General features: G+C 68.7%; 24 protein-coding genes and 1 tRNA gene. 7 read left to right on the top strand and 18 right to left on the bottom strand.

The window, feature by feature from the left end:
- Positions 1–198: 198 nt before the first annotated feature.
- From ASC87_RS26350 to ASC87_RS26330, 5 genes are all read right to left on the bottom strand, one after another.
- The gene (locus ASC87_RS26350; RefSeq protein ID WP_056670014.1) at positions 199–1008 is read right to left on the bottom strand and encodes a YdcF family protein; all 810 of its coding nucleotides are present in this window, start codon (positions 1006–1008) and stop codon (positions 199–201) included.
- A gap of 95 nt (positions 1009–1103) precedes the next feature.
- On the bottom strand, positions 1104–1388 hold the full coding sequence (locus ASC87_RS26345; RefSeq protein WP_056670011.1) for a hypothetical protein: 285 nt from the start codon (positions 1386–1388) through the stop codon (positions 1104–1106).
- Between the two features lie 196 nt (positions 1389–1584).
- Positions 1585–3006: a sensor domain-containing diguanylate cyclase gene (locus ASC87_RS26340; protein WP_162255210.1), complete on the bottom strand. Its 1422-nt coding sequence runs from the start codon at positions 3004–3006 to the stop codon at positions 1585–1587.
- Between the two features lie 205 nt (positions 3007–3211).
- On the bottom strand, positions 3212–4465 hold the full coding sequence (locus ASC87_RS26335; RefSeq protein ID WP_056670006.1) for an MFS transporter: 1254 nt from the start codon (positions 4463–4465) through the stop codon (positions 3212–3214).
- Positions 4458–4931, bottom strand: a complete 474-nt coding sequence (locus ASC87_RS26330) for a MarR family winged helix-turn-helix transcriptional regulator (RefSeq protein ID WP_056670003.1) — start codon at positions 4929–4931, stop codon at positions 4458–4460. Before ASC87_RS26330 ends, ASC87_RS26335 begins: the two co-directional genes overlap by 8 nt.
- Positions 4932–5011: 80 nt before the next feature.
- On the opposite strand from ASC87_RS26330, the gene ASC87_RS26325 reads away from it, so the two are divergent.
- Complete coding sequence (locus tag ASC87_RS26325; RefSeq protein ID WP_056669999.1) at positions 5012–5575, top strand: PaaI family thioesterase; 564 nt, start codon at positions 5012–5014, stop codon at positions 5573–5575.
- A gap of 9 nt (positions 5576–5584) precedes the next feature.
- Positions 5585–6004: a VOC family protein gene (locus ASC87_RS26320; protein ID WP_056669996.1), complete on the top strand. Its 420-nt coding sequence runs from the start codon at positions 5585–5587 to the stop codon at positions 6002–6004.
- A 23-nt stretch (positions 6005–6027) separates the two neighbouring features.
- Here ASC87_RS26320 and ASC87_RS26315 read toward each other — a convergent pair whose 3' ends face one another.
- The 4 genes from ASC87_RS26315 to ASC87_RS26300 all read right to left on the bottom strand — a co-directional run bounded on the left by ASC87_RS26315 (position 6028) and on the right by ASC87_RS26300 (position 11289).
- Positions 6028–6678 (bottom strand): bifunctional 4-hydroxy-2-oxoglutarate aldolase/2-dehydro-3-deoxy-phosphogluconate aldolase, encoded by a 651-nt coding sequence (locus ASC87_RS26315; protein WP_056669993.1) that lies wholly within the window; start codon positions 6676–6678, stop codon positions 6028–6030.
- On the bottom strand, positions 6669–8486 hold the full coding sequence (gene edd, locus ASC87_RS26310; protein WP_056669990.1) for a phosphogluconate dehydratase: 1818 nt from the start codon (positions 8484–8486) through the stop codon (positions 6669–6671). The genes ASC87_RS26315 and edd overlap by 10 nt, the downstream gene beginning before the upstream one ends.
- A gap of 61 nt (positions 8487–8547) precedes the next feature.
- Complete coding sequence (locus ASC87_RS26305; protein ID WP_082568969.1) at positions 8548–10641, bottom strand: AsmA family protein; 2094 nt, start codon at positions 10639–10641, stop codon at positions 8548–8550.
- 177 nt (positions 10642–10818) lie between these two features.
- On the bottom strand, positions 10819–11289 hold the full coding sequence (locus ASC87_RS26300) for an OmpA family protein (protein WP_056669984.1): 471 nt from the start codon (positions 11287–11289) through the stop codon (positions 10819–10821).
- A gap of 44 nt (positions 11290–11333) precedes the next feature.
- On the opposite strand from ASC87_RS26300, the gene ASC87_RS26295 reads away from it, so the two are divergent.
- A complete protein-coding gene (locus ASC87_RS26295) occupies positions 11334–11951 on the top strand; it encodes a gamma-glutamylcyclotransferase (RefSeq protein ID WP_056669982.1) in 618 nt (205 codons plus the stop codon).
- Positions 11952–11962: 11 nt separating this feature from the next.
- Here ASC87_RS26295 and ASC87_RS26290 read toward each other — a convergent pair whose 3' ends face one another.
- Positions 11963–12526 carry a nucleotidyltransferase family protein gene (locus ASC87_RS26290; RefSeq protein ID WP_235582305.1) on the bottom strand — a complete coding sequence of 188 codons (564 nt, stop codon included), beginning with the start codon at positions 12524–12526 and terminating at the stop codon, positions 11963–11965.
- 237 nt (positions 12527–12763) lie between these two features.
- Here ASC87_RS26290 and pdxH point away from each other — a divergent pair, with 237 nt between their 5' ends.
- Positions 12764–13399 carry a pyridoxamine 5'-phosphate oxidase gene (gene pdxH, locus ASC87_RS26285; RefSeq protein WP_056669976.1) on the top strand — a complete coding sequence of 212 codons (636 nt, stop codon included), beginning with the start codon at positions 12764–12766 and terminating at the stop codon, positions 13397–13399.
- Between the two features lie 22 nt (positions 13400–13421).
- Here the strand turns inward: pdxH and ASC87_RS26280 are convergent, their stop codons facing one another.
- From ASC87_RS26280 to ASC87_RS32250, 4 genes are all read right to left on the bottom strand, one after another.
- The gene (locus ASC87_RS26280) at positions 13422–15470 is read right to left on the bottom strand and encodes a TonB-dependent receptor (protein WP_056669970.1); all 2049 of its coding nucleotides are present in this window, start codon (positions 15468–15470) and stop codon (positions 13422–13424) included.
- A gap of 105 nt (positions 15471–15575) precedes the next feature.
- Complete coding sequence (locus ASC87_RS26275; RefSeq protein ID WP_056669968.1) at positions 15576–15926, bottom strand: hypothetical protein; 351 nt, start codon at positions 15924–15926, stop codon at positions 15576–15578.
- A 38-nt stretch (positions 15927–15964) separates the two neighbouring features.
- Entirely contained in the window at positions 15965–16513 is a 549-nt protein-coding gene (gene msrA / locus ASC87_RS26270; protein ID WP_056669965.1) for a peptide-methionine (S)-S-oxide reductase MsrA, read from the bottom strand.
- A 42-nt stretch (positions 16514–16555) separates the two neighbouring features.
- Positions 16556–16981, bottom strand: a complete 426-nt coding sequence (locus ASC87_RS32250; protein ID WP_056669962.1) for a VanZ family protein — start codon at positions 16979–16981, stop codon at positions 16556–16558.
- A 228-nt stretch (positions 16982–17209) separates the two neighbouring features.
- Here ASC87_RS32250 and ASC87_RS26260 point away from each other — a divergent pair, with 228 nt between their 5' ends.
- The 3 genes from ASC87_RS26260 to ASC87_RS26250 all read left to right on the top strand — a co-directional run bounded on the left by ASC87_RS26260 (position 17210) and on the right by ASC87_RS26250 (position 19059).
- Positions 17210–18340, top strand: a complete 1131-nt coding sequence (locus tag ASC87_RS26260) for a glycosyltransferase family 9 protein (protein ID WP_056669960.1) — start codon at positions 17210–17212, stop codon at positions 18338–18340.
- Positions 18341–18475: 135 nt separating this feature from the next.
- Positions 18476–18748 (top strand): YlcI/YnfO family protein, encoded by a 273-nt coding sequence (locus tag ASC87_RS26255; RefSeq protein WP_056670487.1) that lies wholly within the window; start codon positions 18476–18478, stop codon positions 18746–18748.
- Positions 18745–19059 carry a type II toxin-antitoxin system RelE/ParE family toxin gene (locus ASC87_RS26250; RefSeq protein ID WP_056669957.1) on the top strand — a complete coding sequence of 105 codons (315 nt, stop codon included), beginning with the start codon at positions 18745–18747 and terminating at the stop codon, positions 19057–19059. The genes ASC87_RS26255 and ASC87_RS26250 overlap by 4 nt, the downstream gene beginning before the upstream one ends.
- Before the next feature lie 155 nt (positions 19060–19214).
- Here the strand turns inward: ASC87_RS26250 and ASC87_RS26245 are convergent.
- The 4 genes from ASC87_RS26245 to prfB form a co-directional block, all read right to left on the bottom strand.
- Positions 19215–19290: transfer RNA gene (locus ASC87_RS26245), tRNA-Thr, on the bottom strand.
- Positions 19291–19342: 52 nt separating this feature from the next.
- Entirely contained in the window at positions 19343–20356 is a 1014-nt protein-coding gene (locus ASC87_RS26240; protein ID WP_056669953.1) for a class 1 fructose-bisphosphatase, read from the bottom strand.
- 25 nt (positions 20357–20381) lie between these two features.
- Entirely contained in the window at positions 20382–23057 is a 2676-nt protein-coding gene (gene pepN / locus ASC87_RS26235) for an aminopeptidase N (RefSeq protein ID WP_056669950.1), read from the bottom strand.
- A 137-nt stretch (positions 23058–23194) separates the two neighbouring features.
- Positions 23195–24302, bottom strand: a protein-coding gene (gene prfB, locus ASC87_RS26230) for a peptide chain release factor 2 (RefSeq protein ID WP_157604381.1) whose coding sequence is annotated in 2 segments (ribosomal slippage) — positions 23195–24220 and positions 24222–24302 — 1107 coding nt in all. Because the reading frame shifts where the segments join, the coding sequence is not laid out codon by codon here.
- Positions 24303–24314 lie beyond the last annotated feature (12 nt).

Raw genomic sequence — 24314 nt, 5'->3', positions numbered from 1 at the left:
TTCCGGGTAATCCATAGGAACAGTCCGCTTGAAGGACCCTGGGTGGGCGACTAACTTCAAGTCACCTGCCAAGCAGGTGCAACCCAAGTCGCAGTCTCTGCGCACAGGAGCCCCGGACCTCTATCCTCCGGAGCCCCGAAACGGCGGCGTCAGCCGCCCGCCCCTCCCACCTGTTCAGGTCGGGAGGGGTTCGTGTTTTCAGGCCCCCATCCACTTGCCCAGCAGTTCGTGCAGCACGCGCCGCATCAGGTCGAAGCCCTGGGGGGAGGGGATCCAGGAGAGCGTGCGCGACCCGCTGCCGACGGCCAGCCCCATCGGGGCGGGCTGGATGCGCACGGTGCCGGCTGCCACCTCCTGGAAAACCTTGAAGGCCCGGGGCATGTGGGTGCCGTGGGTGACGAGCACGATGTGCGTGATGCCGTCGGCCCGCAGCAGGGCGAGCGTGCGGATGGCGTTCTCGCGGGTGTCGCGGGAGTTGTCTTCCACCCATTTCAGCGGGCGGCCGAAATCCTGGGTGGCGATGCGGGAGGCGATCTGGGCTTCCGCCTGGCCATCGCGCTGCGCCCAGCCCACCCCGCCGCTGAAGGCCATGGGCACGCCGGTTTCCCGGTGCAGCCACACCCCGTAGCGGAGGCGCTCGAGGGACGAGGCCACCAGGTTCGACACCCCGTACTCGGGCGCGAGCACCTCGGCGCCGTTGCCCAGGATCACGATGGCCACCGGTTTCTTGGCGCGGGCTTCGCTCTTCAGGTCCGCAATGTCGGACGCCGACAGGGGCGCCGGCGGCTTCAGCGCGTAGGTGTTGAGCAGCTGGCCCGCACCCGAACAGGCGCTCAGCCAGAGGCCGGCCACGCCGAGCAGCGTGACGAACCAGCCGAGGCCGCGCCGGGGCAGGATCAGGCGGGCACCGACGAGCACCAGCAGCAGGAATGGCACCGGCGGCAGCGCGAGCGCCGTCAGCACGGGTTTCCAGGATTCGATGCCGAGGAGGGCCAGCAAGCCGTTCATGCGTGTTTCTTTCTGCGCGGGGCCGCGCACCGGATGCGGATTGTGGGCCACCCCGAGCGGGCCGCAGGGCGCGGCACGCGTGACAAATTACCGGGTCAGCGGGCGCGCGCTTCGTAGATGGCGGCCGTGGTGTTGATGGCGTGGGTGGCCACCTGGTCGAGGTTCGTCGCGATCACGTGCAGCGGGTAGGTGCCCGACACCACGCCGCCATAGGCGAGTTCGATGGCCACGGCATCCGGGGCCAGCCCCTCGATGGCGGCAATCAGGGCTTCCTCGAACGAGCCGAGGCTTTCGTCGTCGTAGAGCGTCTCGGCCTCGACGCTCACGCGGTAGGCGAAGACGGAGGGTGCGGTTTGTTCGATGTCGATGCGGACGATCATGGCGGTGGCTGTGGAAGGCTGGATCCGCCATTGTCCGCCCAGAGCGTGCCCGCCCGTGGCGGTGGGCCGGTTCGCCGAGATGCTGGTTGTGTTCCCCGGGGCCTGTCGACTGTGTGCGCCGACCTTGGTGGAATCATCGTCGGCCACCCGCTGCGCCGCCATCCACCAGAAGGGTGTGACAAGCAGGAGGGGCGTGTCACGAGCCGACGGCCACCCGGTTGCGTCCGGCGGCCTTGGCGGCGTCCAGCGCCTGGTCGGCGCGCTCCAGCGTGTCGGTCCACTGTTGGTCGGTGACGGTGGCAGTGCCGAGGCCGATGCTCACGGACACGTGCTGGCCGCCGTGCATCGGCGTGGCGGCGGTGGCGGCGCGCAGCCGTTCGGCCACGGCCTGGGCGATGTTGCCTGGCGTTTCCGCCAGGAGAACGCAGAACTCCTCCTCGCCCAGCCGGCCCAGCACGTCCTGCTCGCGGAGCAGGTGCACCCAGCGGCCGGTGCACTCCATGAGCACCCGGCCGCTGGTGGCATGGCCGTGGCGGTCGTCGATGTCGCCGAAGTGGTCCACGTCGAGCGCCAGCATGGTCAAGGGCCGGTCGAAGCGGCGCGCGCGCAGGAACTCGCGGCGGGCGATGTGCGCGAACGCATGGCGGTTGAAAGTGCCGGTCGACTCGTCGGTGGTGCCGAGCGGCTGCAGGTCCTTCCGGGCGGGGCGCAGCGCGCTTTGTGAGCGGTGGAGGAACGTGGTGAAGGCGATCATGGCCAACGTGACGACGGCGCTGGCGGCGAGCACGTTCCGGAGCTGGAAGTAGAAGGGCGCCATGATCGCCGGGACACTGCGCGCGACCACCACGGTGACGGGGAAGTTCGTGAGCCGTTCGTACGTGCCGATGCGGGGGATGCCATCCGACTGCCGTCCATCGCTCGTGAACCGGCCGTTCGGCGGCACGGCGATGTCGGCCGGAACGTTCAGCGCCTCCCGCACGTCGCGGCCGAGGAAACGTTCGTCGAACGGCGTGACCGACAGCAAGATGCCATCCTGGCGCACCAGGCTGACGCTGCCGTCAGGCTGGTGGCGCAGGCGGTCGTGCTGGTCGAACAGCCGGTCGAGCTGCACCACGCCCGTGACCAGCACGTAGCGGCCCACCTGGGGTTCGAGGCGCCAGGACACCGGGATGGACCACGCGCCGGTCAAGCGGCTCTTGGCCGGTTTGCCGATGAACACCGACCGCGGCGCATCGTGGCCGCGGTCACTGCCCAGGAAGTAGTCGCGGTCGTCCACGCGCGCGGGGGCACGGTCCGGGCCCTGCCTCAGCGCATGTGCAAGGCCATTCTCGTCGACCAGCCGCAGGTTGATCATGCCCTGCGACGCGCGGTCCATCTCGGCCACCAGGGTGGCGAATTCGGGGTCGGTGAGGGGGTCCGTGCGCGGGTGCGCCTGCATCCACAGCTCGAGCATGCGCAAGTCGGTCTCGATGGTCCGGAAGAGGCCGCTGGTGTGCTGGGCGACGGCGTTGTTCACCAGCCGCAGGTCGCGGAAGGCCTGGTCGAACAGGCGCTCGTGCTGCACCACGAAAAAGACGGCCAATGCCACCCACAACGCGGCCAGCAAGGAGCCAACCATCAGGACAAGACCAAACCGCTGAGCCACGTCAGCCACGCGTGCAACGCGTGCCGTATCAGGCATGAGTACTTCCAAGCGACGGCGTGACAGGCCCGGCGGGTTCGTCCTGCTGGACGGAACCTCGGGCCGTTGGCTGAATTTTACGTCGGCGCACCCTCGCGGCCTGGCCGCCCGAGTGAGGGGGGCGGCATGGTTTGCCAAGCCTTCATGCGGGCACGCCGCCGAGCGCCGGTTCGCCGCGGCGCGCCTCGCGGATCGGCAGGTGAACCAGGGCGGCGCCCACGGCCAGCAGGATGTCGGCGTACCACATCCAGTCGTAGGCCCCGGTCCACTCGAACGACTTGCCACCCAGGTACGCCCCGAGGAAGCCGCCCATCTGGTGGGCCAGCATCACCACACCGAACAGCGTGGCCATGTGGGCCGGCCCGAACATCTTGGCGACCAGGCCCGCGGTGGGGGGCACGGTGGACAGGTACGTGACACCGATCACGGCGGCGAACACGAGCATCGTCGTGTTGGTCTTCGGGGCCAGGAGGAACACCAGCACCGCAACCGCGCGCGTGGCGTAGATCAGCGACAGCAGCGACTTCATGCGCCAGCGGCCGCCCTGGAACCCGACGGCCCAGCCGACGGCGAGGCTGCCGACGATGTTGAAGAGCCCGATGGTGCCCAGCGCCCAGGCGCCCACCTGTGGCGGCAGCTGGCACGACGCCACGACACCGGGCAGGTGGGTGGCGATGAACGCGACGTGGAAGCCGCACACGAAAAAGCCCGCGCACAACATCAGGTAGCTCGGGGTGCGCGAGGCTCGGCTCAACACGGCACCAATGGATTCGCGGGGTGCCGCCGGTGCCGTGGGCGACCCCGCGGGCGTGTGCGATGCACCGCGCAACACCCAGGCTGCCGGCAGCGCCAGCAGCGTGATCACGCCGAGCGCCTGGACCGCGGTGACCCAGCCCGCGGTGACGGTGATGAACGCCGCGAGCGGGGCGAACACGAACTGGCCGAACGACCCGCCCGCGTTGACGATGCCGGTGGCCACCCCGCGCTTGTCGGCCGGCACGAGCCGGGTGGTGGCGCCCATCAGCACGGCCGGACCGGCCATGCCCGAACCGCCGGCGGCGAGCACGCCGATCGCGAGGATCAGGCCCGCGGTGGTGGTCATCAGCGGCACGAGCACGGTGCCCAGTGCCAGCATCACGATGCCCACCACCATCACGCGGCCAGCGCCGAAGCGGTCGGCCGCCATGCCTGCAAACGGTTGCGTGAGCCCCCACCACAGCTGGCCGAACGCGAAGGCGAGGCTGATGCTCGCGAGGCCGAGGCCGGTCTGCGTGTTGAGTGGCCCGAGGAACAGGCCCATCGACTGGCGGGCCCCCATGGTCAGCGCGAAGGTGCCGGCGGCGGCCAGCAGCACGAGGGTGAGGGTGGCACCGCTGGCGCGTGAGGTGTCAGTCATCGGACGGTCCTTCAGGGGCTTCGCCCAGCAGCGCCAGGCATTCGTCGATCAGGGTGTGCAGGCGGGCGACACGGCTGGCGCCCAGCGTCTGGTTCAGCCCGGTCTGCGCCACCTTCCAGGCGCGTTGCGCCTCGGTGCGCTTGGCACGGCCCTCGGGGGTGGCGGTGATGAGGCGGCTGCGGGCGTTGTCACCGGGCCCTTGTTCGACCAGGCCGGCGGCCACCAGCGGCTGCAGGTTGCGGGTGAGCGTGGAGGGTTCCAGGTGCATGGCCGCGGCCAGGTCGGACGGGCGCACCGGCCCCAGCGCGATCACGTGGCTCAGCAGCGAGTACTGCGTGGTCTTGAGGCCGCTGCAGGCCACCTCCGCGTCGTAGCGGCGGGTGACCTCCCGCGTGAGCTGGCGCAGCTTGAAGTTCGTGCAACCGCGGGGGGCGGTGTCGGCCGAGGGAGGGGCGGGGCGTGTCATGCGACGAATTGTAGTTGCAACGATTGTGGCTGCAAGTGTTTAGAATGCACGAACCCCACTCGCCCGATGGAGATCCCCCCATGACTCAGGACACCCAGGACACCCTCGACGCCGACGCTATCCTCGCCCGGTGGCGTGCCGAAGAAGCGGCGGTGCGTGCCCGCCTGGGCGAGGCCGGCGTGTGCCATCCCGATCAGTTGACCGGCCGCACCGGCATGCAGTTCTTCGACGGCATCAGTTCCGGCGAGCTGCCGTACCCGCACATGGGCGACACCTTGTCGTTCGTGCCGCTGCGCGTCGAACCCGGCCATGCCATCTTCCAGGGGCGGCCGCTGCGTGCGCACTACAACCCGCTGGGCACGGTGCACGGCGGCTGGTTCGCCACGCTGCTCGATTCCTGCGTGGGCTGCGCGGTGCATTCAATGCTTCCGGCCGGGCGCGTGTACACCACCGTGGAACTGAAGATCAACATCGTGCGCGCGCTGACCGACAAGGTGCCGCTCGTGCGCGCCGAGGGCCACGTGATCCACCTGGGCCGCAGCATGGGCACCGCGGAAGGCCGCCTCGTGGGGCACGACGGCAAGCTGTACGCCCACGCCACCACCACGTGTTTCATCATGGATGCGCCCACCGGACGCTCCTAGAATCACCGGATGAAATACCTCCACACGATGGTGCGTGTCACCGACATCGAGCAGTCGCTCGCGTTCTACCGCGACGCCCTCGGCCTCGAGCTGCTCTCCCGCCGCGACAACGAGAAGGGCCGCTTCACGCTGGTGTTCCTGGCCGCGCCGGGCGACAGCGAGGCCCAGGTCGAACTCACGCACAACTGGGATCCCGAGGTGTACACCGGCGGCCGCAACTTCGGCCACCTGGCCTACGAGGTCGATGACATCTACGCGCACTGCCAGCGCCTGATGGACCACGGCGTGGTCATCAGCCGCCCGCCACGCGACGGCCGCATGGCCTTCGTGCGGTCGCCCGACCAGGTGTCGGTCGAACTGCTGCAGAAGGGCGAGGCGCTGGCCCCGGCCGAACCGTGGGTGTCGATGCCGAACGTTGGCGCCTGGTAAGACCTGCCGGCCGGCGGCCTGGTTCAGTCGGGCCGCAGCTGCTTGACTTCGCGCGCGAGTTCGGTGATGCGCGCCCAGTCCTTGCGGGCGATGAGGTCGGGGGGCGTGAGCCACGAGCCCCCGCACACCGGCACGTTGGGCAGCGCGAGGAAGTCGGGCGCCGTCTTGAGCGTGATGCCACCGGTGGGGCAGAACATCACGTCGGCAAACGGGCCCGCCAGCGACTTGAGCAGCGGGATGCCGCCCACCGCGGTGGCCGGGAACAGCTTCAGGAACGAGTAGCCGTCGGCGTTGGCAGCCATCACCTCGCTGCCGGTGGCCACGCCGGGCAGCAGCGGCAGGCCCAGTTCATGGCAGGCCTTGCCGATGCTCGACAGGTAGCCGGGGCTCACCGCGAAGCGGCACCCGGCATCCTTGGCCGCCTGGGCGTCGGCCACGCTGCGCACGGTGCCGGCGCCCACGATGGCATCGGGCACCGACTTCGCGATGGCTTCCATGCAACGCAGCGCGACGGACGTGCGCAAGGTCACCTCGAGCACACGCACACCGCCGGCCACCAGCGCCTCGGCCAGGGGCACGGCGTCTTCGAGCCGCTCGATCACGATGACCGGGATCACGGGGCCATGGCCCACGAGGTCCAGCGGCTGCAGGCCTTCTTCGTTGTTCAAAGCCATGTGACGGCTCCTTCTTCCGCAGTGCGCACGTTGCGGCGCATGCCGCCGAACAGCTCGCGGCCGAGGCCGTGCGCGTTGACCTCGACGGCGTCGCCGGTGATGGATTCGACCTCGCGGGCCGCCCAGGTGGTGTCGTCGACCAGCGCGTTCAACGTGCCGGCCACCGCGTCGAGGCGGATGATGTCGCCGGTGCGCACCTTGCCGAGCGGGCCGTCGGCCAGCACCTCGGGGCTCACGTGGATGGCCGCAGGCACCTTGCCCGATGCACCGCTCATGCGACCGTCGGTGACCAGTGCCACCTTGAACCCCTTGCCCTGCAGCACCCCGAGCGGTGGCGTGAGCTTGTGCAGTTCCGGCATGCCATTGGCGCGCGGGCCCTGGAAGCGCACCACGGCGACGAAGTCGCGTTCCAGTTCGCCGGCCTTGAAGGCCGCGAGCAGTTCTTCCTGCGCATTGAACACACGCGCCGGTGCCTCGATGATGTGGTTGGACGCCGGCACGGCCGAGACCTTGATGACGGACCGCCCGAGGTTGCCGGTGAGCAGCTTCAGGCCGCCGGTTTCGCTGAACGGCGCGGTGGCCGGGCGCACCACCGAGTCATCGCCGCTGGCGGCCGGCAGGTCCTTCCAGACGACGCGGTCGCCTTCGCGCTCGGGCAGGCGGCCGTAGTCGCGCAGGGTGTTGCCCGCGGACACGGTGGCCACGTCACCGAACATGTGGCCGCTGTCGATCAGCTCGCGGATCACGAAGCCGGGGCCACCGGCCGACTGGAACTGGTTCACGTCGGCGCTGCCGTTCGGGTACACGCGGGCCAGCAGCGGCACGTGGTTCGACAGGTCGGAGAAGTCGCTCCAGTCGATCTGGATGCCCGCCGCGCGGGCCACGGCCACCCAGTGGATCAGGTGGTTCGTGGAACCGCCGGTGGCCAGCAGCGCCACCATCGCGTTCACGATGACCTTTTCATCCACGAGCTTGCCAATGGGGGTGAAGCGGCCCTTTGGCAAGATGGACAGCACGTGGCGCACGGCCTCGCGCGTGAGGTGCTCGCGCAGGTCGGCATGCGGGTGCACGAAGGCCGCGCCCGGCACGTGCAGGCCCATGGCCTCGAGCAGCATCTGGTTGCTGTTGGCGGTGCCATAAAACGTGCAGGTGCCGGCGCCGTGGTAGGCGGCGGATTCTGCGGCGAGCAGTTCCTCGCGGCCGACGAGGCCCTGCGCGAACTGTTCGCGCACCTTGGCCTTGTCGCTGTTGGACAGGCCGGTGCCCATGGGCCCGGCCGGCACGAACACGCAGGGCAGGTGACCGAAGTGCAGCGCGCCGATGAGCAGGCCGGGCACGATCTTGTCGCACACGCCGAGCAGCAGGGCGGCGTCGAACACGTCGTGGGTCAGCGCGATGGCGGTGCCCATGGCGATGTTGTCGCGCGAGAAGAGGCTCAGCTCCATGCCGGGCAGGCCTTGCGTGACCCCGTCGCACATGGCGGGCACGCCGCCAGCCACCTGCACGGTGGCGCCGTGGCGGTGGGCCTCGTCGCGGATGATGGCCGGGAACCCTTCGTACGGCTGGTGGGCCGACAGCATGTCGTTGTAGGCCGTGACCACGCCGATGTGGGGCGCACGTTCCGCGATGATGCGCAGCTTGTCGTTGCTGGGCATGGCCGCGAAAGCGTGGGCGACGTTGGCGCAACCCATGCGGTCGCTGCCCCGGGGGCGTTGGATGGCGGCATCGACCCGGCGAAGGTAGGCGCCGCGGGTGGCGGCACTGCGTTCCTGGATCCGGTGAGTGACGTCGAGCAGGATTTGTTTCATGCGAGGACCGGAAGTGAAGGGCGTTGTGGGCCCCATGCCGGGCATTATCCGGCGGCCGGACTCAATCTGCACGGGTTCGGGAAGACACCGAGGCCGAGGTCAGCGGCGCCCGGCCCACCGGGGCGCCGGGCGCTTTGCGCGCCCGCTCCAGCAGGGCTGCGCAGGAGTCGTCGTGCTTGTCGTCCGAACCCGGATCCACCAGCGGGATCAACGCGGCAAACGGGTTCACGAGGCCCAGCAGCACGGCCAGCGCCGCCTTGCGGGCGAGCGGGGCCTTTTCGAGCGAGATGTCCGGCTTGCTGAAGGTGCCCCGCACCCGCACGGGCGTGCGCAGCGTCAGCAGGCTGAAGTCGTTGGGCGAGACGACGGCGCGCAGGTCCAGCGACTCGTCGCGCAACGACAGCTTGCCGTCCACCCAGATGTTGGAGTCGTTCGTCTCGACGACCATGGCCCGTGGCGTGAGCACACCGTTGTCGGCCTTCAGGTCCACCAGCGCGCACTGGACGGTGAGGTCCCGGTCGCCCTTGATCAACACCCCGAGCAGTTCGGCCACGTCGATGCCCGCCGCCTCGATGGCCATGTGGGACACCTTGCCGCCGCGCACCGAGGTGCGCACCGAGCCGTCGAGGCTGGCGAGGATCTGCGCGGTGGATTTGCCTTCGCCGTGCAGTTGTGCCCGGCCCACCAGGCGGCCGCTGACGTACGGCGGGGCGTCGCCCCGGCGCTCCTGCTTGATCCAGCGTTCGAGCCGCACCTCGTTCCAGCGCAGGTCGGTGGTCCACAGCGCCACGTGGCCGGTGCCGTCGAGCGCGACGTTTCCCCGCAGGTTGCCGTCGGCGGTGCGGGCCACCAGGTCGTCCAGGCGCAACTTGCCGCCGCGCAAGGTCAGGTGGGTCTTCAGGGGGCTCAGGGGCGTGGCGAAGAGGCTGCCCAGTTCCACGCGGTCGAAGGCCATCAGCACGTTGGCGTCCATCGCGCGCAGTGATGGCAGGTCGAATTCCTTGTCAGGCAGCACCCTCGGGCCCGGTGTGACCGGCGCTGCACCTGGCGTGGGTGGGGGCTCGGCACCGATGGTGGGGGCCAGGTCGGCGAGCAGCACGCGAGGGCCACGCACCTCGCCCGACAGCACCGGCACCTTCGGGCGCGCGTCGAACGTGAGGGCGGCGGAGAGTGAACTCTCACCGATGGTGGCGCGGTCGGCGATGAACCGCCACACATCCCCCTGCTTGACGATCTTGCCGCTCATCGCGAACGCACCGGTGGTGGGCAGCGTGACCCCGAGCGGTTCACCCACGGCCCCGAGCGACGGCCCGGTCACCCTGTACACGCCGCTCAGGCCGCTGAGCTTGAGGACGTCGGACACGGTGCCCTTGAAGTGCAGGGCCGCGCGGCCCGCGGTGAGGTCGAGCTGCACCGGCGTGGGAGGGGCGCTCTGCGACGAGGCGAGCAGCGGCATCGCGCCGGCGGCGGTCAGCTTCGCGGCCACGTTGAAGCCACCGTACGTGCCCTTGGCCGACCCGAGCAGGCCCGAGACGGTGTTGCCGGCCAGGGTCCCTTCGTCGAGCCGGACCTCGCCCGTGATGTTGGCCCGCAGCAGGGCGTCCACATACGTGAGGCGGCCGTCGCGCACGGTGAGTTCCTGGACGGTGGGCAGCTGCAGCGGGTCGGTGGTGTCGGGCGGTGGGGGTGGCGCGAGCGGGTCGCCGAACTGCCACGACGCGTGCCCGTCCTTCAAACGCTCGGCATGCACGGTGAGGTGGTCGGCGTGGAGCAGCGCGATGTCGAGCGGCTGGCCTTCCCGTGCGCGCCAGAGTGCGCTGTACGACAGGCGCATGCGGGCGCCCTCGGCGTGCAGGAAGTAGGGCCGTTGGCTCCACGCGGGCGCGCCGATCTGCAGCAGTGGCACCTGCACGTTGAGGCCACCGAGGAAGCGCACGGTGGCGCCTTGCGTGGAGGTGGAATCGTCGGCCGCCCGCAGCAGCACCTCGCGGTGCAAGGTGTTGCTCAGCGCGCGTTCGACGGGTTTCGCGAGGAAGGGCCAGCCGGCGATCTCGCAGGCGATCGCGGCCAGCACGAGCACGGCCAGCACCCCGAAGGTCCAGCGAAGGGCGCGCGGGCGGCGGGGGGGTGGGGGAGCGGTCTCGGCGCCGGTCATGGGCGGGCCTCGGCAGACCGCCGCGAGCGGCTGGGGAAACGCATCATCGGGAATCCTGCGGCACGGGTGCGGCAGATGCCGCCCCTGCCTGCACGTTAGGCTCCCCGCGGACCGCGCCCTATCGGTGGCAACCGGTTGGCCGTGTGCGGCTTGTCCTACGCCGGGGCCCGGGCCCCGTCACTCGACGCGGATGTCGACGCGGCGGGCTTCGGCGGGGTCGCCGTCGCCCTTGGTCTGCGCCGGCTTGTTCAGCACGATCTGCGGGCCGGACACGCCGTTGGCTTCGAGGGCATGGCGCACTTGCTGGGCGCGGCGCTTGGCGAGTTCCTGGTTGGTGGCGAGGTCACCACTGGCATCGTGGAACCCCGACACCGACACCACCGAGGCGGTGTTGGCCCGTGCGGCCTTGGCCACGCGCGCCAGCACGTCGGCCGCTTCGGGGGGCAGGGTGTCCTGGCCCAGCGCGAAGTAGATTCGTTCGATGCCGCCTGTTTCCGCCGGGGCCGCCGTGGTGGTGGCGGCCGGGGCCGACGGTTGGTGCCGGGCCTTCGAGATGCCGAGGCCAAGCACTGCGGCCACGACGATGGCCACCAGCAGCCCGATGACGGTCAGTGCGATTTTTTGCTCGGGTGCTTCCTGATCGCTCATGTTCAACTCCCTGTGAATGGATTTTCATTCTAGAGTGTGAACCCATGCATGCCGTGGCCCCGTTGCGTCCGTTACCCGCTCACCGAGAGCCTGCCCACCTGCTGTCGCTCGCGCGCCAGGCCTGGGGTGGGCGATCGGATCTCTGGGTGTTCGGCTACGCGTCGCTGATCTGGCGCCCCGAGTTCGAGGCGGTCGAGCAGCGGTCAGCCAAGGTGCACGGCTGGCACCGGGCGCTCGAGATGACGTCACGCATCAACCGGGGCACCCCGGAATGCCCGGGCCTCGTGTTCGCGCTGGTGCCGGGCGGGTCGTGCCGCGGGGTGGTGTACCGCATCGCCCGCGACCGCGTGGACGACGAACTGCCCCGCCTGTGGGAACGCGAGATGCCCAACAGCGTGTACGACCCGCGCTGGTTGCCGTGCCACACCGATGCGGGGCCCATCACCGCGCTGGCGTTCACGCTGAGCCGCGAGAGCCCCAACTACACGGGCACGATGGACGAGGCCCGGCTGCTGGAGGTGTTCCGCACGGCGTGCGGCCGTTATGGCACCACGCTGGCCTACCTGATGGAAACGGCGCGCTGCCTGCGCAGCCGGGGCATCCGCGATCGCCGCATCGAGCGCCTCGTGGCGCTCGCGCGGGCGCATGCACTCACCGACTGACGGCCCCGGCCTCACACCGAATTGCGGAACGGCGACATCGCGTAGGTGGCCCGCACGTGCGAGAGGTCCTCGTGGGTGTCGATGTCGAGCAGCACACCCGGGTCGTCCACCTCGATCTCCTTGCAGGGGTAGCGGGCGATGAGCCGCCGCGCACCTTCGTCGCCGGTGAGGCGCACGAGTTCGGAGTACAACTCGGCCGAGAACCCCACCGGGTGGCCGCGTTTGCCGTGGTGCTGCGCATACGCCACCGGATGGTGGTCGAGCAGGCGTGCCACCGAACGCAGCGTGGCGGGCTGGACGAGTGGCATGTCGGCCGGCAGGATGAGCCAGCCCGACGCGTTGGACCGTGCGGCCACACCTGCCGCAATGGAGTAGCCCATGCCGAGGCCCAGGCTCGCCTCGCTGCCCGCAGCGGGCAGCAGCACGATGTCGCGTGTGGCGACGTGGTGGCTCGCCAGCTCGGCGAGTGGTTCGGTGGTCACGACGAGCACCGGCATTTCGGCGGCGAGGGCGTTGACGAGCGTGGTCGCCAGCACGGTGGACGTGCCGATGACCTGGGTCAGCTTGTGTTGCATCCCGTGGAAGCGGCTTCCTCTGCCTGCTGCCAGGACGATGACTGCTGGCCGCGGTTTCATTCGGCCACCTCGCTCTCAAACGATTCGGCCCCGTCCAGGATCGGCGGGACTCTGGTATCAAGAATGGTCGGTTTGACGCGCGTGGACCAGTGGGGGCATTACTTAAGGCCTTCTCCCGAGGGGAAAAGCGACGAGTCTCCAGGGTAAGTCCCCGGGGTGTTTTCCTATACTGTACCTATGACCGACATCGCCGCCCTCCGAAAGAGTTATGAACGTGCCGAGCTGGACGAAACGGCCTCGGCCGCCGATCCGCTGCAGCAGTTCAGCCTGTGGTTCCAGCAGGCCCTCGACGGCCAGGTCCCCGAACCCAATGCCATGACACTTGCCACCGTGGGCAGCAACGGGCGGCCCTCCACGCGCATCGTGCTCGTCAAGGGTTTCGATGCACGCGGTCTCGTGTGGTTCACCAACTACCAGAGCCACAAGGGACGCGAGTTGGCCGGCGCCCCGTTTGCCGCGCTGCAATTCCATTGGGTCGAACTCGAACGCGTGGTGCGCATCGAAGGTGCGGTCGAGAAGGTGAGCGACGAGGAGTCCGATGCCTACTACCACTCGCGCCCGCTCGATTCGCGGCTGGGCGCGTGGGCATCGCCGCAGAGCGAGGTCATCTCGTCGCGTGCCGTGCTCGTGGCCAACGCCGCGAAGGCCGCGGTGAAGTACGGGATCCACCCGCCGCGGCCGCCGCACTGGGGCGGCTACCGCCTCGTGCCCGACACCTGGGAATTCTGGCAAGGCCGCAAGTCGCGCCTCCACGACCGCCTGCACTACCGGCTCGACGGTGGGGTGTGGGTGCGCGAGCGCCTGGCGCCGTGACAGCGCCAGGCCGGCCCCCTCGTCAGAAGGTCACGCGCACCCCCGCCTTCACCGCACGGCCCGGCAGCGGCGACAGGCCGCGGATCGTGTCGATGCTCGACGCGCTGTAGGCCAGCCGGTCGCCCACGTTCGTCACCTTCAGGAACACGAGGCCGTCGTTCGACTCGCCGAACGTGAAGCGGCGGTTCAGCGCCAGGTTCACGATCGAGTAGCCCGGGGTTTCGCGGTCGGTGCTCGGCACGTGCGATTGTTTCGTGGCGTGTTCCACTTCGGCGCGGCCCGACCACAGCCCTTGCGCGGCATCGAGCCCCACTGTGGCGCGCAGCGGCGCGATGCGGGGCAGTGCCTCGCCGTTGTCGAGGTTCTTGCCACGCGTGAGGTCGATCTTGCCTGACGCGTCGAGTGTCCACGCGCCATCGAGCAGGCGGTGGCCCCCTTCGATCTCGAAGCCGTTCAGCCGGGCGCGCACCGGGCGGAACACATACTCGGGGAACGACTCGGTAGTGCCACCGTCCACGATGTCCACCGCGTCACCCGAGGCATCAAGCGAGATGAAGCGCGAGAAACGTGCGGTGTAGGCCCCCACGCGCAAGTGGTTCGGCCCCGACTTCCACGCCAGCGCCACGTCGAGGTTTGTGCCCTTTTCCTTGCCGAGCGACGTGTCGCCGCGCTCGAACGCACCGGTGGCTGCGTGCACGCCGTTTGCATACAGCTCGAACGACGTGGGAGCGCGCTCGGTGTAGCTCAGTCCGCCCGACAGCGACCATGCGGTGTCGAATTTCCACACGTTCGCGATCGACGCGCTGGCCAGTGAAAACGTGCGTTCGGCCGCACCGCCAAACTTCGGTTCCGCCGGATCGGCGTCACCGCTCGACGCCACCTTGACGCGTTCCGCGCGCAGCCCGCCTTGCAGTGTGCCGCCGACCCACGGCAGTTCCTCCAACGCGAACAGGGCCTGCTTGCGCGTGTGCGTGTCGGGCACGAAGGCTTCTTCGCCGAGGGCCGAGAAGTCCATGTCCTCGATCTGCACGCCCAGCACGCCGCGCACCTTGCCGATGGGGGCATGTTCGGCCTCCAGGCGCAGTTCCGACCCCTTGGTCTTGAACGTGGTGCCGATCTCGCCGGTGCCTTCGACTTCCTCGTGGCGGTAGTCGGTGTGGTTCACCTGCGCACGCACCGTCTTCAACGGACCGCCGAGGTCACGCACCTCCCCGGCAAAGCCCACGTGGTCGCGTTTCATGCGGATCGTCACGTCGGGTTCGGCCACCACCCCGTAGCGGCTGTCGTACGTGTCGACGGACAGGCCGGCATAGCCCTTGTCAAAGAAGATCGAGCCACCCACGGCACCGCCCTTCGTGCGGCTGGCCGAGTTGCGGACGCGGTTGGTCTCGTCGAGCAACTGGCCGCCTTCGAGTGGGCGGTACTTGGGCACGCGCAAGTCCTCGGTGTCGCGGCCGAACGCGTCGACGTGCATCGCAAAGGCACCGTTGCCGGTCTCCACCACCGCGGCGCCGCCGCGTTCGCGTTCAGCCCCGCCCACACGGCCTTCCACCGAGCCGGACACCCCTTGCACCGGTTGTTTCGGGATCCGGTTGTCGATCGCGTTGACCGCCCCACCGATGGCATTGCCGCCGTACATCAGTGCCGCCGGGCCGCGGAGCACTTCGATGCGGTCGACCACCAGCGGGTCGATGGGCACGGCATGGTCGAAGCTCAGGGTGGACGCATCGAGCGACCCCGCGCCGTTGCCGAGCATGCGCACGCGTTCGCCGTCGAGTCCGCGGATCACGGGCCGGCTGGCGTTCGGGCCGAAGTACGAGGACGACACACCGGGCAGGCCATTGAGCGTTTCGCCGAGCGTGCCGGCGCGGCGCAGCACCAGCGCATCGCCGGCGAGCACGGTGGCGGGGTGGGCCACATCGGTGCTGCCGAGCGGGTTGCCGGTGACCACGACGGGCGGGAGTGCGGTGACGGTGTCGGACGGCGCGGCTTGCGCGCGGGCGGTGGACACAAAGGCGAGCGCGAGCGCGCCGGCCAGCGCCGTGTGGCGCGGGAGCAGGGAACGGGACATCTGGAATCTCTCGTGAAATGCGGGCCGCGACGGCGCACGCCAAGCGGCGCCGTCATCAGCGGACGGCCGGGCACAACCGTGCCCGGCGGGACCATCAGGATGGGTTCAGGCGAGAGGGATGGGGGGGTCGCGCGCGCGGAACGCGCGCAGCCGGGCCGTGAGCGGCGCGGCTTGTTCGGCCACCGGGGCGGGGGCCGTGTCGAGCGCGAAGCTCAGCGCCAGCACGGGGGCGGGCGCGAGGTCGGCGGGGGCGAGCTGGTCGAACAGCTGGCAGTCGTTCGCCGAGTGGTCGGCAAAAAGACCGGTGTCGCGTGCAGACGCCACGGCCGTGTGGCCGGGGGCGTGGACGATGCGGTGGGCGAGCGCGATCGACTGCGATAGCAACAACAGCACCAGCGCGAACGGGACGAGCCAGTCGCGGAGGTGGGTGAGGCGGCGCAGGGAACGGATCGGCATGGGACAGCTTGGAGGCCCGCGGGACGGGCGGGTGCATCTTACTGCGCTTGCCTCACGTGCCGTGTGAACGTCTTGCGAAACTTTTCCACCTTGGGTGCCACCACGAACGCGCAATAGCCCTGGCCAGGGTGCTGCGCGAAGTAGTGCTGGTGGTATTCCTCCGCGCGCGAGTAGTTCGCGAGCGGTGCCAGCTCGGTGACGATGGGGGTGTTGTACACACCGCTCAGGGCGAGTTCGCCGAGCACTTCGCGCGCCACCCGTTCGTGTTCGGCGCTTTCGTAGTAGATGCCCGAGCGGTACTGCGTGCCGATGTCGTTGCCCTGGCGGTTCAACGAGGTGGGGTCGTGCACGACCAGGAAGATCTCCAGCAACTGGTGCAGGCCGATGCGTGTGGGATCGAAGGTGACCCGCACGACCTCGGCGTGGCCGGTGTCGCCGGAGCACACCTGCTCGTAGCTCGGGTTCTTCACGTGGCCATTGCAATAGCCCGACTCGACGGACACCACCCCTTCGACCTGCTCGTATACCGCTTCGACACACCAGAAGCAGCCGCCGCCAAGGGTGATGGTTTCAACGTGGGAAGTCATGGTGGGGCGTTCCGCTGCAGCTGTGACGGCCCCAATTCTGCGTCAACCGGCACGGGGCCCCACCGGCGACAGGGGCAAACGCCGCCGCAGCAGCCATTCCAGCGCCGCGGCCGCTGCCAAACCGGCGGCCACGCCGATGCCGTCGGCCAGCAGGTCGGCCGCATCCGCCTGGCGGCCTGGCACGAAATGCTGCGCCACCTCGATGGCCCCGCCCAGCAGCATCAGCCCCGCGGCGAGCTGCACCCAGCGCCACCAGCTGCCCGGGAACCCGAGCCGCCATGTGATGGCCAGCGCGCAGAAAGCGGAGGCGTGGTTGAGCTTGTCCCAGCCGAGCGAGAGGTCGCGGGGCACCGTGGGCATCAGTGCGAGGACCGTGACCACCAGCATCAGCAGCACCGACGTGATGCGCCAGGGCCGGGTGGCGGTGGCCAGGTCGATCCAGCGGGCGGGGTGGGAGGGATGGGGCATGGCGCAGGTGGGCGTTCGGGGCGGATGCATCCACTCTAGCGCGGCCCGATGAAGGTCGTGGGTGGTGGCTGCGCGGCCGGTGTGATGGTTGTGTGAACGGCGGCCGCAGGGGGTGGGGTGACACGCCCGATTTGTGGTCCGCGCGGGGTTCCAGCTCGCGCAACAACGTTGCCATCCCGGTAACATGGCGCCCATGGACTTCTACCCCGGCACGGTCGGGACACCCCGATGACGCGGCTACCCGGCGCCCCGACGCGCGATGGCGACACCTTCCAGCGCATCCTCGTCATCGTGACGCGGCAGATCGGCGACGTGCTGCTCGCCACCCCGCTCGTCCATGCGGCGCGGCTGCGCTGGCCGAACGCCCGCATCGACGTGCTGGGGTTCTCCGGCACGCTGGCCATCCTGGAGGGCAACCCGGACATCGGTGAACTCATCAACGTGGCACCCGGCGCGGGCTGGCGCCGGTCGTGGCCGCTGATCCGGTCGCTGTGGCGCCGCTACGACCTCGCGCTGATCGCCCAGTACAGCGACCGCGCCCACCTGTACGGGCTCATCGCCGCCCGCACGCGCAGCGGACAGGTGCCTGCCGGGCCGAAGGGCCGCTGGAAGCGCCGCATGCTGGCGCACTCGGTGGATCTCGGCGGCCAACAAGGCCATGCCGCGCGCGAGAAGCTGAACCTGCTCGCGCCGTGGGTCCCGTCGCCGCCTTCGAAGGTGATTCCGCCTGCCTCGCGGCCCTTGCCGGAAGACATCGCCTCGCGGCTGGTCCCGGGCTATGTGGTGATGCAGACGCCGTCGCGGGTGCGCTACAAGCAATACCCGCTCGCCCACTGTGCCGAGGTGGTGGCCGGGCTCGCGCGGCAGGGCCGCCAGGTGGTGCTCACCGGTGGCCCGTCGGCCGGCGACCGCGACTTCGTGGCCAACGTGGTGCAGCTGGCCGGCGCGCCGGGCGTGCTCGATGTGTGCGGCCGGCTCGACTTCAACCAGCTCGCCACGCTGCTGTCGGACGCCGCGCTGTTCATCGGCCCCGACACCTCGATCACCCACCTGGCCACCGCCTGCGGTGCCCCGGTGGTGGCGTTGTACGGCCCGGTGGACCCGAACCTGTGGGGGCCGGTGCCGGTGGACGGCCTGCCACACCCGCCCTACGAACGCAGCGGCTACCACCAGCGCCGTAACAACGTGATCCTGCTGCAGGGCAACCAGGCGTGCGTGCCGTGCAACGGCGCTGGCTGCGATCGCCACGACAACAGCCTGAGCCAGTGCCTGGAGACGATGGCACCGGAGCGGGTGCTGGGCGCTGCGGGTGAGTTGCTGGCCGGCGTGCCGACGGCCCCCGCGTTGCAGAAGGCCTGAGAGTCGGACCAGGTTGGTGCCCACCCGGGGTAGTTTGGATGCTCCGCCCCGGCAGCGAAGCACCGGGCCCAGGAATGGATGGTGTGGCGGGAGATAGGTTGGCTTGCGCAACGCAAACGCAATACACTGCTGGTCATGAAGTCCGCCGTCATTCCCCAAGTCCGTGTCGAGCCCGAGCTCCGCGCCGAGCTTGAAGCTGTGCTGCAGCAGGGCGAGACCCTTTCTGAGTTTGTCGAAGCCTCTGTGCGCAGCGCCGTCGAGTTCCGGCGTGTGCAAACGCGCTTCCATGAGCGCGGCCAAGTCGCCTGGGAGCACTACCAAAGCACCGGCGTGTCTGTGTCCGCGGATGAAGTCTTGGTCAAGCTGCAGGCGAAGCTGAACGCCAAACGCAAGCAGCTTGGCGGATGAAGTTCGCCGTTCGCTTCAGTGCGGCGGCCGACGACGATTTGACGCGCCTCTTTGACTTTTTGTTCGACAGGGCCGAGACGGTTGAAGACCTCGACTTGGCCCAGGCCGCCATCGAGGCCGTCCGCTCGGTCGCTCTGAACCAGTTGGCCACAACGCCCTACAGCTTCCGCAAAGCTGGCAAGAGCCCGACGCGGCGGGACCTCATCATCCCGTTCGGCGCTACCGGGTACGTCGCGCTCTACGAAATCGCGAGTTCATCGAGCATCGTGGTGCTGGCGGTTCGGCACCAACGCGAAGAGGACTATCGCTGACCTTGCTGCATGACCCCGACGGACCGTCACCCGTGGGGACGAGCTGGGTCGCCTGGCGACGCGGGTGAATGCCATGGCCGACACGCTGGACGAGTCCACACGCCGCTTGCGCCCCAAGCAAAAGGGCCCTGCAGCAGTTGCAGGGCCCTTGGCATTGGTGCCGGAGAAGAGAGTCGAACTCCCGACCTTCGCATTACGAATGCGCTGCTCTACCAACTGAGCTACACCGGCGTTTCACTGCAGTCCGAGGACCTGTGAAGCCCTCGATTATAGATCAGAATTTTCAGCTTTTGGCGTTCAAGTGGTACTGGGTGACACGATCCACTTCATTTTTCGAGCCAAGCACCACACTGACCCGCTCGTGGAGCTTCGCGGGTTGCAGGCCCATGATGCGTTCGTGGCCGTTCGTGCTGGCGCCACCGGCCTGCTCGATCAGGAAGCTCATGGGGTTGGCCTCGTACATCAGGCGCAGCTTGCCGGCCTTCTCGGGCTCGCGCTGGTCCCACGGGTACATGAACACGCCGCCGCGGGTCAGGATGCGGTGCACGTCGGCCACCATGCTGGCGATCCAGCGCATGTTGAAGTCCTTGCCACGCGGGCCGGTCTTGCCGGCCAGGCATTCGTCGATGTACTGCTTCACCGGCGGGGCCCAGTGCCGCATGTTGCTCATGTTGATCGCGAATTCCTTGGTGTCGGCCGGGATCTGCACGTCGTCGGCGGTCAGCACCCACGAGCCCTGCTCGCGGTCGAGCGTGAACATGGCCACGCCGTCGCCCACGGTGAGCACGAGGGTGGTCTGCGGGCCATACACGCAGTAGCCGGCCGCGGCCTGCTGGTCGCCCGGCTGGAGGAAGTCGCCTTCGCTCACGCCGTGGCCGCCGTCGGGCTTCTTCAGCACCGAGAAGATGGTGCCGATGCTGACGTTCACGTCGATGTTGCTCGAGCCGTCGAGCGGGTCGAACAGCAGCAGGTACTCGCCTTGCGGGTAGCGGTTGGGCACCACGTAGATGCCTTCCATTTCCTCGCTCGCCATGGCGGCGAGTGCACCGCCCCATTCGTTGGCTTCGATCAGCACCTCGTTGGCGATGATGTCGAGCTTCTTCTGCACCTCGCCCTGCACGTTCTCGCTGCCGGCCGTGCCGAGCACGTCACCGAGCGCGCCCTTGTTGACGCTGATGCTGATGCGCTTGCAGGCGCGGGCCACCACCTCGATCAGCAGGCGCAGCTGCGACGGGATGTGCCCGTGCAACCGCTGCTGCTCGATCAGGTACTGGGTGAGGCTGATGCGTTTGGTCATTGGATAAGTCCTCTAGGCTGAAAATTCAGGCTTGCTGGAGTGCGCGGCCAATGATCTCGCGCACGTCGTTGGAGAGGTCGGCCTTCGCGGCAACGCGCTGCAGCGCGGCGTGCGCGGCGGCGCGGTAGGGTTCGGCGAGGGCGCTCCAGCGGTCCATCACGCGCGCCATGCGGGCGGCGAGTTGCGGGTTGATGCTGTCGAGCTCGATGATGCGGTCGGCCCAGAACACGTAGCCCGCGGCATCGGCCCGGTGGAAGGCTGCCGGGTTGTTCATGCACAGCGCGCTGATCAGGCTGCGCGCGCGGTTCGGGTTCCTCAGCGAGAAGTCGGGGTGCTTGAGCAGCTGCTTCGCGCGGGCGAACACCCGGCCATCCTTCTCGGGTGTGCTGGCTTGCAGCGCGAACCACTTGTCGATCACGAGCGCGTCGCCCTTGAAGAGCGCGTGGAACCGTTCGAGTGCGGGTTCGGCCAGTTCGGCGTGTGACGCGGTGAGTGCACCGAGCGCACCGAGGCGGTCGGTCATGTTGCCGGCGTCCTTGAAGCGCTGGTACGCGCGGCCCGGCCACACGGTGTCGCCGTCGGCCGCCGCGGCCAGGCACAGCATGGACAGGCTCAGGTTCACGAGCGCGCGTTTGCCCGACGAGACCGCGTCGGGCGAGTAGCCGCCCGTCACCTGGTGGTGGTTGAAGGCCCACGCCCAGTCGTCGCGCAGCGCCTGCGCGAGCTGCAGCTTCATCGATTCGCGCGCCACGTGGACCTTCTGCGGGTCCACCACGGGCAGCTGTTCGGCGAGGTAGGTTTCGCTCGGCAGCGTGAGGGTGAGGTCCTTGAACGCGGCATCGAGTTCCGGGTGGCGCAGCACCGCGCGCAGGGCGTCGGTGAACGCGGCGTCGAGTTCGAGCGGGGTGTCGCTGCCGATGGCGGCGAGCAGGCGGTTCAGCGCCAGGCGCTGGCCGGCTTCCCAGCGGTTGAACGGGTCCGGGTCGTGCTGCAGCAGCGTGAGCAGGTCGGCATCGGCCAGGTGGTCGTTCAGCACCACCGGCGCGGAAAAACCGCGCAGCAGCGACGGCACGGGTTCCACGTCGACGTTGATGAAGGTGTAGAAGTTGCGCGCCTGGTTCAGCACGAGCACCCGTTCCGTGCCCACCGGCGCGGCCTCACCCTCGAGCTGCAGCGGGATGGCGCTGCCGTCGCGGCCCACGAGGCCCATCGCCACGGGGATGACGCAGGGCTCCTTGTCGGCCTGGCCAGGCGAGGGCAGGGCGGATTGCTCGAGGCTCAGCGTGTATGTGCGGCTGGGCGCGTCGAAGCGGCCGCGCGAACCGAGGCGCGGCGTGCCGGCCTGGCTGTACCAGCGCTTGAACTGCGGCAGCTGGCGCGCGAGTTCGCTGTCGGGGTTGGCGTCGGCGATGGACTGGGCGAAGTCGTCGCACGTCACGGCCTGGCCGTCGAAACGTTCGAAGTACAGCGTCATGCCCCGCGCGAACCCCTCGCGGCCCACGAGCGTCTGCATCATGCGCACGACTTCGGCGCCCTTCTCGTAGACGGTGGCGGTGTAGAAATTGTTGATCTCGACGTAGCTGTCGGGGCGCACCGGGTGGGCCATGCTGCCGGCGTCTTCGGGGAACTGGATCTGGCGCAGCTGGCGCACGTCCTCGATGCGCTTGACGGCACGGGCGGTGGCGCTGCCGGCCATGTCCATGCTGAATTCCTGGTCGCGGAAAACGGTGAGGCCTTCCTTCAGGCTCAGCTGGAACCAGTCGCGGCACGTGATGCGGTTGCCGGTCCAGTTGTGGAAGTACTCGTGGCCCACCACGCTTTCGATGCCGGCGTAGTCCACGTCGGTGGCGGTGGCGGGCGTGGCCAGCACGAACTTCGTGTTGAAGATGTTCAGGCCCTTGTTTTCCATCGCGCCCATGTTGAAGTCGCCCACGGCGACGATCATGAAACGCTCCAGGTCGAGCGGCAGCTTGAAGCGCGCTTCGTCCCACACCACGCTCGCGATCAGCGAGTTCATCGCGTGTTCGGTCTTCTCCAGGTCGCCCCGGCGCACGTACACCTGCAGCAGGTGGTTCTTGCCGGCGCGCGTGCGGATGTGCTGCTCGCGGGCCACGAGGTCGGCGGCCACCAGCGCGAACAGGTAGCTCGGTTTCGGGAACGGGTCGTGCCACTTGGCGAAGTGGCGGCCGCGGTCGAGGTCACCGTGTTCGACGAGGTTGCCGTTGGACAGCAGCACCGGGTAGTCGGCCTTCGACGCGCGCATCGTGACGGTGTAGACCGCCATCACGTCGGGGCGGTCGAGGAAGTAGGTGATGCGGCGAAAGCCCTCGGCCTCGCACTGCGTGAAGAGCCCGCCGCCGGACTGGTACAGCCCGGAGAGCTTCGTGTTCTTGTCGGGCGCGCAGATGTTGCGGATCTCGAGCGAAAACGGCGTGTCGGGCAGCGTGTCGATCACGAGCTGGCCGTCTTCCGTGCGGAACGACACCGACTCGCCGTTGACCAGCACCCGCGTCACCGTGATGTCCTCGCCATGCAGGCGCAGCGGCTGCACCGGCTGGTCGGCATTGCGCTCGATCTGCATGCGGTTGATCACGAGCGTCTTGACCGGATCGAGCTCGAACGTCAGGTCGACGGAGCGGATCCAGTACGCCGGCGCGGTGTAGTCCTCGCGGCGGATCAGGTGGGCAGTGCCTTCACGCATGGGAATGTCCTGTCTCTTTTGTTTTCACACACACGTCATCCCGGCGAAAGCCGGGACCCACAGCGGGCCATGCGCCAGTCCCCACCGGTGGGTCCCGGCTTTCGCCGGGATGACACGGGTGGGGTGGCGCCACAGCATCAGGCCACGCCCATTTTCAGGCTGGCTTCGATCAGCGTGTCGAGGTCACCGTCCAACACCTTCTGGGTGTTCGAGATCTCGACGTTGGTACGCAGGTCCTTGATGCGGCTCTGGTCGAGCACGTACGAGCGGATCTGGTGGCCCCAGCCCACGTCGGTCTTCGTGTCTTCCAGCTTCTGCTGCTCGGCCATGCGGATGCGCATCTCGTGCTCGTACATCCGGGAACGAAGCATTTGCCATGCCTCGTCGCGGTTGCGGTGCTGCGAGCGGTCGTTCTGGCACTGCACGACGATGCCGGTGGGGATGTGCGTGAGCCGCACGGCGGAGTCGGTCTTGTTGATGTGCTGGCCACCAGCGCCGCTCGCGCGGTAGGTGTCGGTGCGCACATCGGCCGGGTTGATGTTGATCTCGAAGGATTCATCGACCTCGGGGTAGACGAACAGGCTCGCGAAGCTGGTGTGGCGGCCACCCGAGCTGTCGAACGGGCTCTTGCGCACGAGGCGGTGCACGCCGGTTTCCGTGCGCAGCAGGCCGAATGCGTAGTCGCCCTCCACCTTGATGGTGGCGCTCTTGATGCCGGCCACGTCGCCGTCGCTGACTTCCATCACCTCGGTCTTGAAGCCCTTGCGCTCGCAGTACTTCAGGTACTGGCGCAGCAGCATGCTGGCCCAGTCGCAGGCTTCGGTGCCGCCGGCGCCGGCCTGGATGTCGATGAAGCAGTTGCTCGGATCGGCCGGGTTGTTGAACATCCGGCGGAATTCGAGGCCCTCGACGATGGCGGAGAGCTTGGCCGCGTCGGCTTCGATCGCGGTGAGGCCGTCCACGTCACCTTCTTCCTTCGACATCTCGTACAACTCGGAGTTGTCGGCGAGGTTGCTGGTGAGGTGATCGATGGTTTCGACAACGATGTCGAGGGTGCGCTTTTCCTTGCCCAGTTCCTGGGCGCGCTTGGGCTCGTCCCAGACTTTGGGGTTCTCGAGCGCCGCGTTGACTTCGTTCAGCCGAAGGGCTTTGCGATCGTAGTCAAAGATACCCCCGAAGATCGACCGTGCGACGGGTCAGGTCGGCGAGGGTGTTGCCGATGGCATTGATGTGTTCGACGTCCATGATGCGATTCCT

Source organism: Rhizobacter sp. Root1221 (assembly GCF_001425785.1).
Taxonomy (GTDB): domain Bacteria; phylum Pseudomonadota; class Gammaproteobacteria; order Burkholderiales; family Burkholderiaceae_C; genus Rhizobacter.
Note: the sequence above shows the minus strand (reverse complement) of the source record. Positions and strands in the feature narration are given on the sequence as shown.